Annotated in this window: 15 protein-coding genes, 1 tRNA gene and 1 pseudogene; 8 read left to right on the forward strand and 9 right to left on the reverse strand. The window is 42.3% G+C overall.

The features are described from left to right. Positions 1 to 13 precede the first annotated feature (13 nt). The gene (locus EWV60_RS04330) at positions 14 to 844 is read left to right on the forward strand and encodes a metal ABC transporter permease (RefSeq protein ID WP_002744907.1); all 831 of its coding nucleotides are present in this window, start codon (positions 14 to 16) and stop codon (positions 842 to 844) included. A gap of 246 nt (positions 845 to 1090) precedes the next feature. Here the strand turns inward: EWV60_RS04330 and EWV60_RS04335 are convergent, their stop codons facing one another. Both EWV60_RS04335 and surE read right to left on the reverse strand, forming a co-directional pair. Continuing rightward, the gene (locus EWV60_RS04335) at positions 1091 to 1672 is read right to left on the reverse strand and encodes a DUF3727 domain-containing protein (protein ID WP_002744906.1); all 582 of its coding nucleotides are present in this window, start codon (positions 1670 to 1672) and stop codon (positions 1091 to 1093) included. Positions 1673 to 1719: 47 nt separating this feature from the next. Continuing rightward, complete coding sequence (surE, locus tag EWV60_RS04340; RefSeq protein ID WP_002778245.1) at positions 1720 to 2532, reverse strand: 5'/3'-nucleotidase SurE; 813 nt, start codon at positions 2530 to 2532, stop codon at positions 1720 to 1722. A gap of 57 nt (positions 2533 to 2589) precedes the next feature. Between surE and EWV60_RS04345 the strand changes: the two genes are divergently transcribed. Further along, a tRNA-Arg gene (locus EWV60_RS04345) sits at positions 2590 to 2662 on the forward strand. 494 nt (positions 2663 to 3156) lie between these two features. Here the strand turns inward: EWV60_RS04345 and EWV60_RS04350 are convergent. Then, complete coding sequence (locus EWV60_RS04350) at positions 3157 to 4887, reverse strand: diflavin flavoprotein (RefSeq protein ID WP_287231208.1); 1731 nt, start codon at positions 4885 to 4887, stop codon at positions 3157 to 3159. Positions 4888 to 5252: 365 nt separating this feature from the next. Here EWV60_RS04350 and EWV60_RS04355 point away from each other — a divergent pair, with 365 nt between their 5' ends. After that, a complete protein-coding gene (locus EWV60_RS04355) occupies positions 5253 to 5546 on the forward strand; it encodes a hypothetical protein (RefSeq protein ID WP_061431498.1) in 294 nt (97 codons plus the stop codon). Positions 5547 to 5634: 88 nt separating this feature from the next. Here the strand turns inward: EWV60_RS04355 and hypF are convergent, their stop codons facing one another. Genes hypF through EWV60_RS04370 form a run of 3 tightly spaced genes read right to left on the reverse strand, consistent with a single transcriptional unit; the run spans position 5635 to position 9170 of the window. Then, positions 5635 to 7899 (reverse strand): carbamoyltransferase HypF, encoded by a 2265-nt coding sequence (gene hypF, locus EWV60_RS04360; protein WP_287231211.1) that lies wholly within the window; start codon positions 7897 to 7899, stop codon positions 5635 to 5637. Between the two features lie 49 nt (positions 7900 to 7948). After that, the gene (locus EWV60_RS04365; protein ID WP_016514760.1) at positions 7949 to 8623 is read right to left on the reverse strand and encodes a hypothetical protein; all 675 of its coding nucleotides are present in this window, start codon (positions 8621 to 8623) and stop codon (positions 7949 to 7951) included. A gap of 52 nt (positions 8624 to 8675) precedes the next feature. Next, entirely contained in the window at positions 8676 to 9170 is a 495-nt protein-coding gene (locus tag EWV60_RS04370) for a coiled-coil domain-containing protein (protein ID WP_016514761.1), read from the reverse strand. A 354-nt stretch (positions 9171 to 9524) separates the two neighbouring features. Here EWV60_RS04370 and hisN point away from each other — a divergent pair, with 354 nt between their 5' ends. Continuing rightward, a complete protein-coding gene (hisN, locus tag EWV60_RS04375; RefSeq protein WP_016514762.1) occupies positions 9525 to 10331 on the forward strand; it encodes a histidinol-phosphatase in 807 nt (268 codons plus the stop codon). A gap of 266 nt (positions 10332 to 10597) precedes the next feature. Here hisN and rpe read toward each other — a convergent pair whose 3' ends face one another. Further along, positions 10598 to 11305 carry a ribulose-phosphate 3-epimerase gene (rpe, locus tag EWV60_RS04380; RefSeq protein ID WP_002736739.1) on the reverse strand — a complete coding sequence of 236 codons (708 nt, stop codon included), beginning with the start codon at positions 11303 to 11305 and terminating at the stop codon, positions 10598 to 10600. Between the two features lie 498 nt (positions 11306 to 11803). Between rpe and EWV60_RS04385 the strand changes: the two genes are divergently transcribed. After that, entirely contained in the window at positions 11804 to 12169 is a 366-nt protein-coding gene (locus EWV60_RS04385) for a DUF1815 family protein (protein WP_002754785.1), read from the forward strand. Between the two features lie 44 nt (positions 12170 to 12213). Here the strand turns inward: EWV60_RS04385 and EWV60_RS04390 are convergent, their stop codons facing one another. Together EWV60_RS04390 and EWV60_RS04395 are read right to left on the reverse strand one after the other, a co-directional pair. Beyond that, the gene (locus EWV60_RS04390) at positions 12214 to 13179 is read right to left on the reverse strand and encodes a glycosyltransferase family 2 protein (RefSeq protein WP_287231219.1); all 966 of its coding nucleotides are present in this window, start codon (positions 13177 to 13179) and stop codon (positions 12214 to 12216) included. Next, entirely contained in the window at positions 13176 to 14834 is a 1659-nt protein-coding gene (locus EWV60_RS04395; RefSeq protein WP_287231221.1) for an ArnT family glycosyltransferase, read from the reverse strand. Before EWV60_RS04395 ends, EWV60_RS04390 begins: the two co-directional genes overlap by 4 nt. Before the next feature lie 240 nt (positions 14835 to 15074). Between EWV60_RS04395 and EWV60_RS04400 the strand changes: the two genes are divergently transcribed. The 3 genes and pseudogenes from EWV60_RS04400 to EWV60_RS04410 form a co-directional block, all read left to right on the forward strand. Next, the gene (locus tag EWV60_RS04400; RefSeq protein WP_287231223.1) at positions 15075 to 16679 is read left to right on the forward strand and encodes a glycosyltransferase 87 family protein; all 1605 of its coding nucleotides are present in this window, start codon (positions 15075 to 15077) and stop codon (positions 16677 to 16679) included. Positions 16680 to 16743: 64 nt separating this feature from the next. Further along, entirely contained in the window at positions 16744 to 17607 is an 864-nt protein-coding gene (locus EWV60_RS04405) for a glycosyltransferase (protein WP_002774343.1), read from the forward strand. A gap of 138 nt (positions 17608 to 17745) precedes the next feature. After that, positions 17746 to 17961 (forward strand): annotated as a pseudogene (locus EWV60_RS04410) (IS5/IS1182 family transposase); the annotation flags it as partial. Positions 17962 to 18013 lie beyond the last annotated feature (52 nt).

Below are 18013 nucleotides of genomic sequence, written 5' to 3' on the forward strand. Positions count from 1 at the left end.
CACCCCACACCCCATGCTAGAGGCTTTACAATTTGATTTTATGCGCCATGCGATTGCCGCAGGAATATTAGTTAGTATTGCCTGTGGGATTGTGGGTACTTTGGTAGTAGTTAATCGCGTGGTTTTTATCAGTGGGGGAATCGCTCACGCTGCCTATGGAGGGATAGGAATCGGTTATTTTTTTGGGATTAATCCCCTGGTGGGGGCGATATTTTTTACCTTTTTTTCGGCTTTAGGCATGGGGTTTTTACAGCGTCGCATCCGGGAGAGAGCTGATACTTTAATCGGGGTGATGTGGGCGATTGGTATGGCGATTGGGGTAATTTTTATTGATTTAACCCCCGGTTATAAAGCTGATTTGATGAGTTATCTTTTTGGTAGTATTTTAACTGTACCGAGGGATGATTTATGGATAATGGCGGGCATAGATATATTAATTATAGCCTTAGTTAGTATCTTTTATAAGGAGTTATTAGCCATATCTTTTGATGAAACCTTTGCGATTATTCGTAATATTCCCGTGGAGGTAATTTATTTAGGTTTAATGGGAATAACCGCTTTAACTATTGTGGCAGTAATGCAGGTGGTGGGATTAATTATGGTAATTGCTTTGTTAACTATTCCCGCCGCTATCAGTGGACAATTTGTTAAAAATATGAAGGGAATGATGGTCCTAGCGATTATCTTAGGAATTGTCTTTACTTTGATTGGTTTATGGTTATCCTATAGTTTAAATCTCACCTCGGGGGCGACAATTATTTTAGTGGCAGGATTGGGTTATTTAATCAGTCTTGCTTGGAAACCTTTCATCCTCACTATCACCAGAAAAATAGCTAATCTTTAAGGAATTCCCCTAGTTGTGGTGATATAGCAGTTATCTTAATGGTGAGGTATGAGGTTTTTATTTTGGGGAGACAGGATCCGGTCGTTAATACCCAATTAGGTTATACTCCATCTTTATGAGAAACACCCTAATTTAAAGAAAAAATACCAAATCCGTTTTAATCACGATGATGATGAAATCCCGAAAGATATACTGTGACTAGATTTATCGATAAATTTGGTCGGCGGATTTGGTAAAATCAAGTAATTAATCGAGTTCATCAAACAAAAGTTCCTCTAGAATCGGTCCCATACCGTCATCATCGGGGGAAACTAATTCAACCTTCCCTTCCCCATCACCGACAGCTAAGAATAACAAAGGAGCAAGGGGACTGTAAATCGAGTATTTTTGGTCTTCGGAAAAGAAACTGGCGAGAAATTGCAATTCTTCCGGCTCTGATGACGAGGAAGGTTCATCGCTATCGATTTCTAAACTGAGAACATTATCTTCTTCTAGGGGAGGTAATTCACCACTAACAGTTAAGGTGTGAGCAGTGGATTTGAGCAATAGGTCTAATTCGGCTAAAACTGCCTTAGCATCGGCGAAAATCCGCTCAATTTCCTCACTATCTTCGATTAAGAAGGCATCAGATTCTTCTTCCTCCGATTCCTCATCCCAAGCTAGAATCATCACCGGGGTATCCACGGGGACAAGAAGCATATAGGTAAGGTCATCGGTTTCATAGGCATTCTCAATATAACAGTCTAGCGATCGACCTTGCTCATCCCAGAGGGTTATGACATCCGCTTCTTCGAGTTCGTTTTCTTGAAAATTAAATTGAGGGGACATAGGCTCTCAAACGCTAATGATTGAATCAGAATATCATGAGATGCTCCTCAATCAAGCCAAGAATTCCGGTGCAAATGTTGAAAACCCTGTACATCAGTTAAATTGTATTGTAGGGGCGTGATGGTGATAAAATTCTCGCCAATAGCGCGCACATCCGTAGGCACTTCCGGGGGTAAATGGCTGTAGTCCGGTTGTTCGATATCTTCCACCACTTCCCCAATTAACCAGTAATAACTTTTACCCCTGGGGTCCAGTCTTTTCTCGAAGGTTTCCTCGTAGCGTCGCAATCCCTGCCTAGTGATTTTCACTCCCTTGATTTCGGCACTACTAACCGGAGGGACGTTGACATTGAGTAAAGTGGGAACAGGAAAAGGGTTAAGGGTAACTTTTCTGACTAAAGTGAGGGCAAAATCTGCAGCTGGTTGGAAATCACAGGCTTTAAAACTGGCCAGACTAACAGCAATACTGGGAATACCTTCGATTAATCCCTCCATGGCCGCGGAAACCGTGCCAGAATAGAGGATATCAGTGCCGAGATTAGACCCGTGGTTAATGCCAGCTAAAACTAAATCGGGAGGCTCTTTGAGGACGGCACTAAGGGCAAATTTTACCGAATCGGCGGGGGTTCCCGAGCAGGACCAGGCAATCACCTCGGGATGAAAAATTCCTTCCACCTGTTCGGCCCGGATGGGATGGTGTAAGGTTAGGCCATGACCAGTGGCAGAGCGCTCGCCGTCGGGACAAACTACGGTGACTTGATGACCGGCGGCAGCGAGGGTGTTGGCAAGGGTGCGGACTCCTAGCGCGGAAATACCGTCATCGTTACTGATAAGTAATTTTAAAGAGCGATCGCTAGTCATGGGAAATTTCTTCTCTACTGCGCCGGCTAGTGGTATAATGTAATGGTATTTTATCGTGGGTACGTAGCTCAGAGGATAGAGCACCAGGTTCCGGTCCTGGGTGTCGGGGGTTCGACTCCCTCCGTACTCGTTCAGTAATGTAGGGTTGATTCATGAATCAACCCTACCCGTTGGGGGTAGGAGTGCCTTTCTTGATATGTAGCCTCTACTCAAGGGATTGAGTATTACTTGCGATTTTATTGCTCAATCCAAGTTTTTGGGGGGTTCTACCCCCCAAACCCCCCGTTGGGGGCGTGGCGCCGCCCCCAAACCCCCCGCGCATTAGTTTTTCGGTGGGATGCTTACACGCGGCTGCTGATACATCTGTAATAATTTAAGAGTCACGGCACTTGCAGGAGTGCCTGTCCTGATATGTAGCCTATAGTCAACGGATTTAGTATGATTGACGAATTTGCGTTATTTCAGCCTCTATTTTCAAGTCAGTCCCGATGAAAAAAATTTTCACCACCAGAGATGAAAGAGGTTTCTTTCCCTACACCCCACACCCTAAACCCTACACCCTGTTTCAAGTCAGGGTGGGTTATCCTGCCTGAAAACACCCCCTGAAATGATCATAACGACAAACTAATAATAACTGCCAGATTTGCGATGATGGATGGCGGTTAAACCCTGGTGTAAAACCCTGCCTTTTTCTGCGATCGCATAAAGCAGCCAATGATCACCGCACTCCATTCGTTGTTCCACCCGACATTCCAGATAAGCGAGCGCTTCGGCCAAAATCGGCCCACCGTTCTCAGCTTTAGTGGTTTCGATATTAGCGAAACGATCTTCTCCGGGGGAAAAAGGTTTAAGAAAATGCTTCATTAAAGCTAAATGTTGACCTTCTTGGAGGATATTAAGGACAAAAGGCGTACCACTATAAAGCAGAGACTCGATCGCTCGTTCTTTCGCCACGGCAATAGTCAATCCGGGGGGTGTGAACGTCGCTTGCGACACCCAAGAGGCTAACATGGCGCCGCGCAATTCCCCCAATTCGCAGGTGACGATACAGAGAGAACCCACCAAACGGCCCAGAGCCTGCGATCGCCGATCGCTTTGGGATTGATTAACATTAGTTTTCGGTTGTCTGCTTTTGCGAGCTTTTTTGACTGCTTGAGCGAAATCGGTTCCTGCTTCCTCACAGGTCTTTAAAATTGCCTCCGTGGGTTTAAATTTAACCCGAATTGGCTCAAAACCGAAGCGATAACCGCCATCCCGGAATTTACCTTCTAAAAGATCGACCGCTTCCCCACTCCAACCGTAGGAGCCAAAAACTCCCACCAGCTTGCTTTTATCGCCATTTGCTAGGGTAATCCCCAAGGCGGTTTGGATGGGAGTCGGTGCGTGTCCTCCCAAAGTGGGGGAACCAAAGATAAAACCGACACTTTTTTCGATCGCCGTTTTGATCTCGTCTGGTTCAGCGAACTCGGCATTAATCGCCGTCACTGCTACTCCCGCTTTCGTGATCCCCATGGCGATCGCTTGAGCAAGGGTGGCGGTGTTGCCGTAGGCACTGGCATAAATCAGGGCGATTGTCAACTCTTGATATTTTTGTACTGCTAACCATTGTTGATAGGAAAGGGTCAATTCGTGCATCGCGTAACGCACCAGAGGGCCGTGACCAACAGCATAAAATAAGGGCGATTTAGCGGCTAATTTCTCCAAAGCGTTGCTAATTTGGCTGGCATAGGGAGCCATGAGACAATCGAAATAATAACGCCGATCTTCGTTATAAACGCTCCAACCCTCATCAAAAATTTGGTCGCCACAAACGTGCGCTCCGAATAATTTATCGGTGTAGAGAATATCGGTTTTACTGTCGTAGGTACAGAGTTGATCGGGAAATCGGGGGTTAGGAGTGGGGATAAATTCTAATTGATGGTTTGCTCCTAAATTTAATATTTCTTCCCCCTTGACAACCAACAGATTTAATGCTTCGGTTTCGAGAATTTTTTTCAGGGAAATTGCCCCCGGATTGGAACAAACAAAAGTGACTTGAGGCGCGATTTCTAAAAGTGCCTTGAGGGTGACGGCACGATTGGGGTTAACGTGACCGAGGATAATATAATCAATAGTTTTCGGATCGATTCTTTTAGTTAAAGCCTCTAAAAATATAGCCGAGAATGATTCCCCCGGTGGATCAAAAAGAGCGACTTTTTCACCTTTAATCAGATAACTATTGGCGGTAGTTCCCTTTTGTAATCCATATTCGATCTCGAATTTTAACCGGTCCCAAGTGCGGGAACGAAAGACAAAAGTATCGACGGCAATCGGTGCTACTTGTACATCTCTCGGTTTGACAATTGCATTATTCATAATCTTAGTTACCAGTTATCAGTTAAGTAGTCAATTAGTTAAGCGGCAACTTGAGGCTGTGATCATTTTTTACTAGGCAAGTTTGGCATCAAAGTCAACACTTGATTTTTGACTAAATACAGCCTTTTATCGCTGGGGACGAGTGGGGAAATTTACAGGTTATCTTGCCAGCAGGAAGGACATCAATATCTAAAGTACACCATCTCTGGGAAGAAACCTAGCTTCTAGCAATTTGTTCGCGGGTAAGGATACCCCTCTGGGGGGATTTGCCAGTCTATTGAGAAATTCTAAAGGGAACGTGATCCCCAGAAGCGAGGTGCTAGTCTGAGGGAAACCCTGCTATCTCCCTATCAGGCAAAGTTTTTATGAGCTATCAGCACTCGTCTTTTGACTGCACTAGCGCCAATTTTGAGAAAGCCGCTTTGACTCATTTTCGCGCTCTTGTGGCTTTTTTACCGGATAATTGCCGTGTTTACCGACAAACTTGGGAATTTTCCACGGTTCTCTGTCTCGATTTTCTAGCCTGTTTGCAGGGACTAGCAATCACTCGTCAAAATTTCGCCCATCTAGTTAATGTGACACAAGAACTGGGTTTAGGTCAAGCAATTATTTTGAAAGTAGGCAATAAAATCGTTGAGTGGCATCGTTTAACAGTCTAGAAAAAAATCGGCTCTCTGTGTTCTTTGTGTCTCTGTGGTTTATAACTACCTCTTGCCTGTCCTAACCAAGAAGTTAATTTTGTCCTATCTAGAACTGTTTGAGTCTAGAAAAAGCCCCGATAATTTGACCAAGGCTAATACCACCATCATTAGTGGGAACAGTTTGCTGCCAGTAGGGTTGAAATCCCGAAGCTTGTAAGCGATTAATTGTTCTTTCCGTCAGATAACGATTTTGAAAACAGCCTCCCGTCAGGAGAATTTTTTCTCTGCCTATTTTCTGAGCAATTTCTACAATAATCTCACTTAAACTATTATGAAATTTAGCGGCAATTATGCCGATTTGTACTTGTTTTTCTAAATCTTCAACAACTCCTAAAATTATCTGATTCCAATCAATAACTATGGGGGAGTCGGAGGATAAAGAAAAATGATAATACTCTTCCGTTTTAATGCCATCAAGGGCAAATTCTAACTGCATTGCTGCCTGTCCCTCAAAACTTAATTGATAACATAAACCTAGAATCGCCGCCACACCATCAAACAAACGCCCGACACTAGAAGTTAAAGGACAATTAATTTTTTTTGTTAACATTTGCCTAAAAATCGACCATTCCTGTTCACTAAAAGCTGATTTTATCCTATCGGTATTTTCCATAACTTCTAGTAATCCTAAAGCCACTCGTCTGGGTTCTTTAACCGCTTTTTCTCCTCCGGGTAATGGCCAGGGTTTAAAATGGGCGACTCGCTGCCAAGAATCGGCAGCAATATGGATAAATTCTCCCCCCCAAATTGTGCCGTCTAAACCGTATCCTGTTCCATCCCAAGCAACCCCTAAAACCGGAGGTTGTAGCTGATGTTCTGCCATGCAGGATAAAACGTGAGCGTAATGGTGTTGAATGGGAATAACGGGTAAATTTAAGCTATAAGCGTACTTGGTTGCTAGATATTCAGGATGAGCATCACAGGCAATAACTTCGGGTGCAAACTCGTATAATTTTTTTAAACTATCGAGGATATTTTCAAAATGATTAACAGCATTAACTGTATCTAAATCGCCGATATGTTGACTAATAAAAACTTGATTTTTTTGGTAGATAGCCACGGTATTTTTAAAATAACTTCCCACGGCCAGAATCGGGGGGAAATCTCCCTCATTAACTTTAACGGGAAAGGGAGCATATCCCCGCGCTCGCCGCAAAATCATCGCTTTTCCCGCCATTTCCCTGATAATAGAGTCATCCACTGGTCGAACTATGGGACGATTATGAACTAGAAATAAATCGGCGATAGTTCCTAATTTTTCTAAAGCTTCTTTTTCCTCAATACAGATAGGTTCATCGGCTAGATTACCACTGGTTGCTACAATAGGAAAGCCTAATTCTGCTAATAAAAGATGATGTAGGGGAGTATAGGGTAACATGACTCCTAGATAGGGATTACCCGGAGAAACGGCAGCAGAAAGATAATTTTTTCTTTGTTTGATCAGGACGATTGCCGCAGCAGGAGACTGCAATAATTGCGATTCTAAAGAAGAGACATAACCATGCTTTTTCACTAACTCAAGATTAGGATACATCACGGCAAAAGGCTTATCCGGTCGCTGTTTACGTTGTCGCAATTTTTGCACTGCTTCCGTATTTCTTGCATCGACAACTAGGTGAAATCCTCCTAATCCTTTGATCGCTATAATTTTTCCCTGTTGAATTGCTCTAGCAGTGGCTATTAAAGCCTGATCTTTTTCCGCTAATACAGAGCCTTGACTGTCTAAAAGACTGATTTGGGGTCCGCAACGAGGACAGGCATTTGGTTGGGCATGAAAACGGCGATCCAGAGGGTTTTCGTATTCCCTTTGACATTCGGGACACTGATTAAAACCCCTCATAGTTGTGGCACTGCGATCATAGGGTAAACTCTCGATAATACTGTAGCGAGGACCGCAGTTAGTGCAGTTAGTAAAAGGATAGCGATAACGACGATTATTCGGGTCAAAAATATCGGCTAAACAATCGGGACAAGTGGCTAAATCGGGGAGAACAATTGTATTTTTTTCACCGCCGCTGCTATGACGTATGCTAAAGTTTTGATAACCGATAGGATTTAACCATTGAGTCTCAATATTTTCAATTAGCGATTGAGGTGGTTTTTCTAAAGATAATCGATTCAAAAAAGTTTCTAGTTTGTCTCGATTGCCCTCAACTTCAATAAAAACTCCCGCTGCTGTATTATTCACCCAACCAGTTAGGTTTAATTCCGTTGCTAATCGATAAACAAAAGGACGAAAACCGACCCCTTGTACTGCTCCGCGCACAATTAAAGCTAATCGCTGATCGGATTGAATGCTCTGATTATTCATAAAAATTTAACGGGGAAATTATCAAATCTATCCCTGATTACTTTTCCCGTTATACTAAACTTTCACTAATCACTCGACAGCATTCTTCCACACTTGCCCTTTTTTCCATAGCTATCACCAAAGCTTGATAGGCAGTCTGTTGTTTTTCTAAAAGAGTTTTTGCCTGTAATAAACTCCAGCGCTCTTTTTGAGCATAATTATTCTCAGGAACCCCCGCTAATTTTAAGGCCGATTGCAGATAAAATCGATCGCTTTCTCCCCCCTCCGCTTTACCATAAACTAAGGTTTCGGCAGCAATTCCCGCCATCCACACCGTAGAAATTCTCTCTAAAAAAGCAGGAAAATCGGTAAAGTTCTTGACTTTTTGCTCTAAATCTGCTAGGTCAAATTGAACACCGCCGACTCCCTCCTGGCCTTGACGAAAGGCTTCCCAAGCGGTCAAACTATAACTGGCGATCGGAATGCCTAAAATATAAGCGGTGAGAAAATGTCCGGCTTCGTGGTGAATAACTCTTTGACGGTGTTTACTGGGAGAAAGAGCATCCAGTAGCAAAGTCACGCCTCGGTTATTAAAGGTGAGAGTATCAACGGTAACTAATCCCAAGAGGCTAAAAGTAGCTAAAGCGGGGACAAAAGGCGAAATAGACAGCAAAGGGGTGACAAATACGGAAAGAGTGATCGAAAAAACGGTAATCGCGATCAGATTTAAAGCTGTCTGTTCCATAAAAATTAATAAAAATATACAAATGCTTAATACTATGTTACATTGCCTAGTTTTATTTTCCCCGAATTAACCAACCAATTACCCCACCCACAAAAGCAGTCACAATCGATATACCGATCTGTTTCCAGTTTTTTACCTCCCCAATTTTTTCGGCTAAATCGGGAATTTTTCCCACGGATGCCTCGATGAGTTTCACTCTTTCATTTAAACCGGTGATTTTTGCGTCTAAAGTCCTGATTTCTCCCTTAATTTCCGTCTGTCCTATCTCTAAGACCTGAATTTCTCTTTTGATCTCTCCAAAACTATTCTCGATCGCTTTTTGTCCACTCTCCAGAGAGGTTAAACGAGTTTCGATCGCTTTTTGTCCACTCTCCAGAGAGGTTAAACGAGTTTCGATCGCTTTTTGTCCACTCTCCAGAGAGGTTAAACGAGTTTCGATTGCTTTTTGTCCACTCTCCAGAGAGGTTAAACGAGTTTCGATCGCTTTTTGTCCATTGATAATCAGATTTTCTAACCTTTTTAGGTCATTTTCCGTAAAAGCCGTCATCAGCTAAACTCCTAATAGATTAATTTTTTCTCGTCTTGAGATTAAATCGATTGTTGACTAACTTAATTATGGAGTCAAAATCAAGCTGTTCCCCATTGATGGTTCTAGGTTCGACACAGCAATAGGGATTTAGGGTGATAGGGAAATTTCCGCTAAATCCCCCATCTCCCCACTTCCCTTTACCATAAATAAATATTATTGTTTTCCTGTATGGATAACTTTTATTGATGAATATCGATCGCACTATCCAAGAGGCAATAGGGATTTAGGGTGATAGGGAAATTTCCGCTAAATCCCCACTTCCCTTTAACATAAATAAATATTATTGTTTTCCTGTATGGATAACTTTTATTGATGAATATTGAGCGCACTATCCAACTAGCTCATCAATTAGCGGACGCGTCTGGAGAGATTATCCGGCGCTATTTTCGGCAGCCTCATCTAGAAACCGAAACAAAACTCGATCAAGTTTCCTCAATAGTAACAATCGCCGATCAAGAAGCTGAGGAGGCGATGGTGGCGATTATTCGGCGAGAATTGCCTGAAGATGGGGTTATTCGGGAAGAAGGAGCCAATATTCCTTCCCAAAGTGGTCGTTATTGGGTATTGGATCCGATCGATGGCACATCCTCTTTTGTCAAAGGATTACCGATTTTTGGGACTTTAATCGGCCTAGTGGCAGAAAATCAACCGATTTTAGGAATTGTCGATCAACCGATTTTAGGCGATCGCTGGTTAGGAGTGAAGGGAAAAGGGAGTCTTTATAATAACCAGATGATTGTTAATCCCTACTGTCAAGATCAAGAACTTGCCTTAAAAAATGCTTGTTTAGCCTCCACCACTCCCTTAATGTTTATCACAGAACGACAACAAGCGATCGCTCGTCAGCTGCAAAGCGTCTGTAAACGTACCGCTTTTGGGGGTGATTGTTATAACTATATGATGTTAGCCACCGGCTGCACTGCCATGCCGATGGTAATCCTAGAATCAGACCTGAAATACTACGATTTTTGTGCTTTAATCCCGATTATTGAAGGTGCTGGCGGAATAATTAGCGATTGGTCTGGTAATCCCCTAAAAGCTGATTCTAGCGAAGTTTTAGCCGTCTCTAATTCGGGTTTATGGCAGCAGGTTTTAGAACAAATCAGCAGAGTGGGTTAGTGCCAATACTAAGATAATTAAGGCTGGCTGAATAAATCTAAAAACCTTGTTGGGTAAGACTTTTAGACTTTTTGTCAATCAAAAAGTACCAGTTATGGGAGTGATCGTGGGAAAATTACGGGACTTTTTCTCTGAAAATTAGGTAATTGACCAGATGGGAATCAGTAAAAACCTACACCCCACACCCCACACCCCACACCCTGTCCCCACAAAAAACTTTTTCAGCAGACCCTAATTAATCAACAGCTAACCCACCCCTGCGACAATTAAACGGTGGCTAATTGAGGTTGGGGACGTTTGCTGTTACGGATACCTTCGATCGCCGCCGCGTAATCTGGGGCATTAAATACCGCCGAACCTGCTACGATCGCATTAGCACCCGCTTCGAGAACTTGCCAAGTATTAGCCGGTTTTAAGCCGCCATCCACTTCAATCCAGGGATCCAAGCCTTTTTCATCGCAGATTTGACGTAATTGACGGATTTTGGGGACAACTTCCGGGATAAAACTCTGGCCACCAAAACCGGGGTTAACGCTCATAATTAGGACTAAATCGCACAAATGCAGCACATATTCGATTAAATCTAAGGGAGTGGAGGGATTTAACACCACACCCGCTTGTTTACCGAGTTCGCGAATTTGGCAAAGAGTACGATGGAGGTGGGGAGAAGCATTATGTTCAGCGTGAACAGAAATAATGTCAGCACCCGCTTTCGCAAAGTCAGCCACATATTTTTCTGGTTCCACGATCATTAAATGCACATCTAAAGGTTTTTTCGTATAGGGACGAATAGCGGAGACAATCAGGGGTCCAATGGTGATATTCGGGACAAAACGACCATCCATCACATCAACGTGAATCCAATCGGCTCCTGCCTTATCCACAGCCTCGATATCGGCTCCTAATTTACTAAAATCCGCCGATAGGATCGAGGGAGAGACAACGATCGACTTCGAGCTTCCGTTTTGGGTCATGGCTAACTATAGAATTTCGTGTTTATATTTTCGTAACAATCTTATCAGCAATCAGTGATCAGTGATCAGTAATCAGTGATCAGGAGTCAGGAGTCAGGAGACAGGAGATTATTTTTATTTATTCTCCCCACACCCTACACCCCACACCCCACACCCCACACCCCACACCCCTCCGCATCCGGCATAGAAGCATAGGTTTATGTAATTGTCAATATAGATTTACGAACTTTTTTGTCGAAACTGGATCATAAACTTTAAAAATAGGCATGATGGGAATAGTTGGGATCGAGGGGGTGGAAAGATGGATAAACTGGTGGTTCTGTAGTTATATATACTTAGCTATCTCAGAAATTTACGCTACCCTAGATTTGGGGTTCTTTACATTTTGTTACTTACCATCCGTAAGAAAACTTAGTTCACGTACCCTATTTTCTCAGAAAAGAATCTTAAAAAAGTGTTAAGGTTTTATACTTGAGGAGTGTTATCAGGAGGAAAATTGTGTTTAAACGACTTGCAGAACAGCATCGCCAACTGGTCAAAGACTTAGTCATGGATTTACAGGCTTTAGCGATCGCCTTAGAAAATCAAGGTTATCTAGTATCTTGCTACACCTGTGGCGGTCAAATGAATAGCGCATCTTTTATGGTGGGATTGGGTGAAACCCATCTAATTCGGTTTCTCGTGTCCGATTACGGCATCACCTGGACAGAAATGCGCGATGATCGAGAGTTAATGAAACTCGAAGGCGCGGAAGCCATCAGCCAACTACAGGAATTAGCCAATCTGATTAAATATCAAATTCCGCCGGCGGAATTTATTGACAAAAAACCCTCCTCCGTGCTGCAACGGTTAGAGACGGTTTAACTGGAGATGTGACCTAGACTTGTATGTTTAGGGAGCTTTTTTCCCTAAGCTTTCAGCCAACTGTTAGCTAGATAAGCCATTCGTTTCATCTCTTTTCGTCCCCGGGAGACGGAATCGAGGATCATGCCAGAGGTCAAACTTAAAAAGGCTAAAAGCATGATCGAGGCCGATAAAATAGCGGTGGGGAAACGTGGTACTAAGCCGGTTTCGAGGTATTCAAACAGGACGGGAATCGCTAAGAGGAGGGAAATAACCGCCAAAATCAGCGAGACAAGGCTAAAAAAGAGAAAAGGACAAATTTCTTTAAAAAGTAGAATAGCGGTTCCCAATACCCGCCAGCCATCTTGAAAGGTTTTTAACTTACTTTGGGAACCTTCGGGACGTTCCCCGTAGAGGGTTGGTTCTTCAGCGAAGGGAATTTTTAATTCTAAAGTGTGGATAGTTAACTCGGTTTCAATCTCGAAACCATTGGACAAAGCGGGAAAAGATTTGACGAAACGACGGGAAAAGACACGATAACCAGAGAGCATATCGATTAAACGCGCTCCAAACAGAAATTTAACGAATCCTGTTAAAAATAGATTACCGGCGCGATGACCCCGGCGATAAGCCTGGGAGGATTTTGCCGCTTCCCGACGCGCACCGACGACCATATCCAATTGTTCCCGCAGCATTCGTTCAATTAAGCGTCGTACTGCCGCAATTTCGTAGGTATCATCACCATCGATGAGAACATAGATATCCGCTTCGATATCGGCAAACATCCGCCGGACAACATTACCTTTTCCCGGTTGGGTTTCCTGACGCACGATCGCCCCCGCTTTCAGGGCCTCGGTCACGGTATCATCGCTAGAGCGGTTGTTATAAACATAAATTGCCGCTTCTGGCAGAAAAGTTTGGAATTGGGAGACAACTTTAGCAATCGTTAGTTCTTCGTTGTGACAGGGAATAATCGCAGCGATACGGTAGTTTTGCAAGGAAATCGGCGGAATAGCGGTCATTTCGATCATAGCTGAGGACAACGTTTAATGATGGTTAGGGGGGTGTCTTGGCGTTGGACGGCGTGAACAATGGGACAATGGGGGAAAGCTTGGAAATAATCGTATCGGGATAAACCCATGTAATAATCGGGTTCGGGAGCTTTTCCCCAAGCAAAGTCATCTCGATAGATTATCGTAAAGTTTCGTTGGTGATTCTCTACCATTTCCGCCGCAAATATCGGACCGGCAACCACAATGGTAGAGTTAGCGGCGGCATTTTGATTAAGCCATTCCATCCCCTCCTTGAGACTTAATCCCCAGTAATCGGTTTCCTGTTGACCTTGGGCCGCTTTTAAGCCTCCGTAGGCGCGATTATAGTAGGTGTATTCGTAGGGATGCAGACTGATCATGTCATAGACAATGACGCTAAAGTTGAGGATTAGCAGGGTCGTTAGAAAGATTTTTATTGACTTTCGCTTGAGTTTATGATATGTCCAAATAATGGCCGTAGATGCGATCGCTGCTAGGGCGGGAATGACAAATAAAAAGTGACGGGTGCCGTCGTAGAGAGTAGATTGACGCAGGATAGCAAAGGTGGGCAGTAAAAACGCTTGCAGTAGGGTGATTATGGCGCAAGCACGCTGGCTTGGCGTTAATTTGGTTATTTTTGTCAAAATTCCCATTACACCCAATAGGACGGCGATTTGCAGGAGGACGGGGGTGGTGAGGGAAAATAGCCGGGGTAGATAGTACCAAGGCAAGGAACGACCGGGGATATTTTGACCGTCAAAGAGAACCGTATTATCCCAGATGTTATACTTCGACATGAGGGTTATCGCTTCGATAAACCAAGTAATCGGGTTTCTCCAAGCAGCAGGATAGACTATATAGGTGGTTATTGCCCAAAAAAGTATAATAACTGCGTATAGGGGCAGAAAACGCCAGAGAGTTTTGAGGATTGTTTTTAAATTCCATCGGGCCACCAGATGGGCGAAGATGAGATAAAAGAGGATAAAAAAGCCCCCGATGCGAATTCCGGTGATTAAACCAGCGAGAATCCCGTAGAGGCAAGAATAAACGGTTAAACGGTTAAATCCTAGTTTAATAGTCTGATTTTCGGACTGAAAATATTTATCTAGTAATACGGAACCAGCGAAGGTTCCGAGGGTGAACATGGCTGCAAAGGGGATATCTTTGGGATTAAAGAAGCTATGACCCCAAAAAGCAGGAAATAGGGCTAAAATTAGCACCCCTAACCAAGCAGATTCGATTCCTGCTAAGATAGCGACGATTCCCACCACCGATAGATAGGCAATCAGGGAAAAAAGAAAGGTGACGACGTGCTTAACCCGGGTTATTTGCCAGATCCTCGATAGCCATTCCTCCTTATCAGTGGGATTGGGAGGAAGATTGGGGGTAGCGGGGAAAAATTTTTCTTTGCTCTCGTAGATGAGCTGGGAGATGTAGTTAAAATAAAAGCCGTAATGACGCGACATTTCTGATATGGGCTTGTTTTCTCGGATATATTCGAGATTATGATTGACCATATCCACTTCGATCGGTTCGTCCCAAGTGATACCATAGTTTCTGACCACCGATAAACCAATTATCGCCAGAACTAGGATGACCGATAGAATTTTTAGATAAGCTTGCTTGACTGAGATTAACCCTTTTCTGGACTTCATGGGCGATCGAGTCAGTATGGTGGGCAATTTTATCACCTTAGTATATCAAAATTTGGTCAACTCGCCTAAGGACGTTTTTGGGAGTTAAAAGTTTCCGTTTGTATTTGTTAGCCAAACATGGTATATCAAGTAAAAAGCTATCAGCTAAAAGTCCGACTCGTCCCAGAGCTACTAATTAGTCTAATGGCACAAAAACGGGTTAGTTTTCTCGTCAAATTCACCAGAATTATTGATTAAGTTATGACATTATTAAAACGGTTCAACCTGACTCATCCCCTCCTCTGGGCAGTAGTTTATTTTATCGGACTAGGGATTTTATCAGTTATCTTAGGTCAAGATGTTAGCTGGGATTTACGCAATTATCATTTTTATAATCCCTATATGTTATTAACGGGACGTTTTAAGTATGATGTCCTCCCAGCACAGATACAAACTTTCTTTAATCCTTTGATGGATGTTCCTTTTTTTGTTGCTATCTATTACCTAAAACTACCTCCGGTGGTGGTTGGGTTTTTCTTGGGAGGATTTCACGGTTTAAATCAGTGGTTAGTTCATTTAATCACTTATCACTCCTTTGATAAGGTTTGCGAAAGATACAAGATAACTTTAAGCATAGCGGCAGCGATTACCAGTATTTTTGGCGCAGCCTATATTTCCGAATTAGGAACCAGTATCGGAGATAGTACCAGCAGTGTTTTTGTTTTGGCAGGATTATTTTTGATTATCGCTTGTCTTGGTCGTAATCAACCAGTTAAGCTTAAAACGATAATTTTCGCAGGATTGCTTTTAGGACTAGCAACGGGACTAAAATTGACCACGGCACTGTATAGTATCAGTTTAATCGTGGCGATTAGTTTTTTAACCAATACCATCAAGGAAAAGCTGCGTAATCTTCTGACTTTAATTCTCTCTATGGCTGTGGGTTTTTCCCTGACGATGGGTTATTGGATAATGCTGATGTGGACTAATTTTGCTAATCCCCTTTTTCCCTTTTTCAACAAAATTTTTCAATCTCCCTACATCGAAACAGATTTTAACCTGCAAGATACCCGGTTTTTACCGAAAGATGTTTGGCAATTTTTATTTTATCCCTTTTATTTTGTGCAGGAACAAACCCTAGTGGCTGAGGTAAAATTTAAAGAGACTCGTTTTGCCATTGCCTATCTTTTAATTGTCATTCTTCTGGGAGTGATTATTTATCAGTACACCTCTTGCCGTTCTCTAGAGCAAAAAAATAATTTAGTCCATGTACCCATTCTCGGATTTCTATTACCTTTTTATTGTAGTGCCTATCTGATCTGGTTAAAGGGTTTTTCTATCTATCGTTACTTGATAGTTTTAGAGTTAATTACACCAGTTTTAATTATCCTGATCATTGCCTATCTTTATCCTCATAAAAGGACAGTTTTTATAATCTTGATCGCTATTTTTGCCTTAATTGCCGCTACAGTCAAACCCTTAGACTGGTGGAGAATGGGATGGTCAGATAATTACTTTGGTATCGATAGTCAAGCATTAAAACCCTACGAAAATTCCACGATTGTTATGTGGGGAGATGAAGGAACGGGTTATCTAGTTCCCCATTTTCCCGCTTCGACTCGTTTTGTGCGATTGCGAGGAAATATGGGAGTTAGTGAGGGAACTTTAATGCGAAAAAATGCTGAAAAGTTTATCGCAGAAACCACCGTGGGTAATCTCTATATTCTGATGACTGACTTTAATAGCAAATCTCCAGAGCTAGGGAAGGATTTAGCTAAAGAAAATCTAGAGATTGACTTCCAAAATTGTCAACCCTTTTCCAGTAAAATTGAAAAGTATAATCTCTGTCCTCTCCAAAAAAAGTAATTAGTACGGAAAAGCTATTCTCTAACCATTATTAATTGCCAGTGACTCCTACCTTTTATCTGTAATGATTTATCTATTGACGGTTAACTACAATTGCGGGGCATTAATTAAGCGTTTAATCGCTTCCCTCAACGATAACTTATCTGCTACTCTCATCATTATTAACAATTCCACTGAAGATAAAAATATCCAATCTTTAGCAGCGCAAAGAGTCAAGATTATTGAAGCGGGAGAAAATTTAGGATTTGGGAAAGGATGTAATCTAGGACTTGATTGGATTTATCAACAAGACAAAGAAGCTATCGTTTGGTTAGTTAATCCCGATGCTTACTTATTACCGGACTCTCTGGAGAAAGCAAGCAAATTTTTTCAGCAATATCCCGAAGTTGCCATCGCTGGTACAGAAATTTACGAACCGGATGGTAAAATCTGGTTTGGTTGGGGAAAATTTAATGCTAAAATCGGCACAATTAACGTGGTAGAGGAATCCTTAGACTATGGAAATAAACCCTATCTTATTCCTGACTGGGTGACGGGATGCAGTTTATTAATTAATTTCTCTAATTTTTCCACTTGTCCCCATTTTGATCCCGATTACTTTCTCTACTACGAAGACTTTGATTTTTCCCGAAGATACGCAAATCAAGGCTATTTAGTCGTTGTTACCAATCAGATTAAAATTATTCATGAACCATCTTCTATCACCCGACGCTATGGTTATCTAAGACTAACTCATAATATCTATGGTTATCTTCTCAGTCTCGAAAAACATACGACTTTAACTATCCTTGTTTATCGCTTGCTGCGGATGAGTTTTATGTCTTTACTGCTCCTTCCCATTAAACCCAAATTCTCCTTAGCCAAGCTGCAAGGAATTCAACTCTATTGTCAAAGAATAAACCTCTTACATAATTTTTTTATGGTATAATGCAGCGTTTTTCTTTTTTCTCGATTTTTAGATGGAAGTGGAAAAAAGAATAAAATGTGATCTTAGGTCAGGAAATCATCTATACTTTTGCTATGTTTATTAGCAAAAGTATGGATTATCAAAACTTACCAGATGGACAATTCAAAAAGACGGATGCTTTTACCATCGGGAAACTTCCGTTTAAAAGGAAAAAAAGCTCTACTAAATCAAGCAGAGATACCGGTCGTAACGTTAATGGATGTAACGGAAACTCCCAGGGAACGCCACCAAAAGAAACAGAAAGATTTTTTTGGTAGTAAAAGAGGTTATCATACTTTAAAATCCCAATTAGTAGCTGATAAAAATACTGAACAGAAACGAGAAGAGCCGCTATTTCTTTAAATGGTTTATTTCCACAACAGTCTCT

The sequence above is a fragment of the Microcystis sp. Msp_OC_L_20101000_S702 genome (assembly GCF_007095705.1).
Taxonomy (GTDB): Bacteria; Cyanobacteriota; Cyanobacteriia; order Cyanobacteriales; family Microcystaceae; genus Microcystis; species Microcystis ichthyoblabe_A.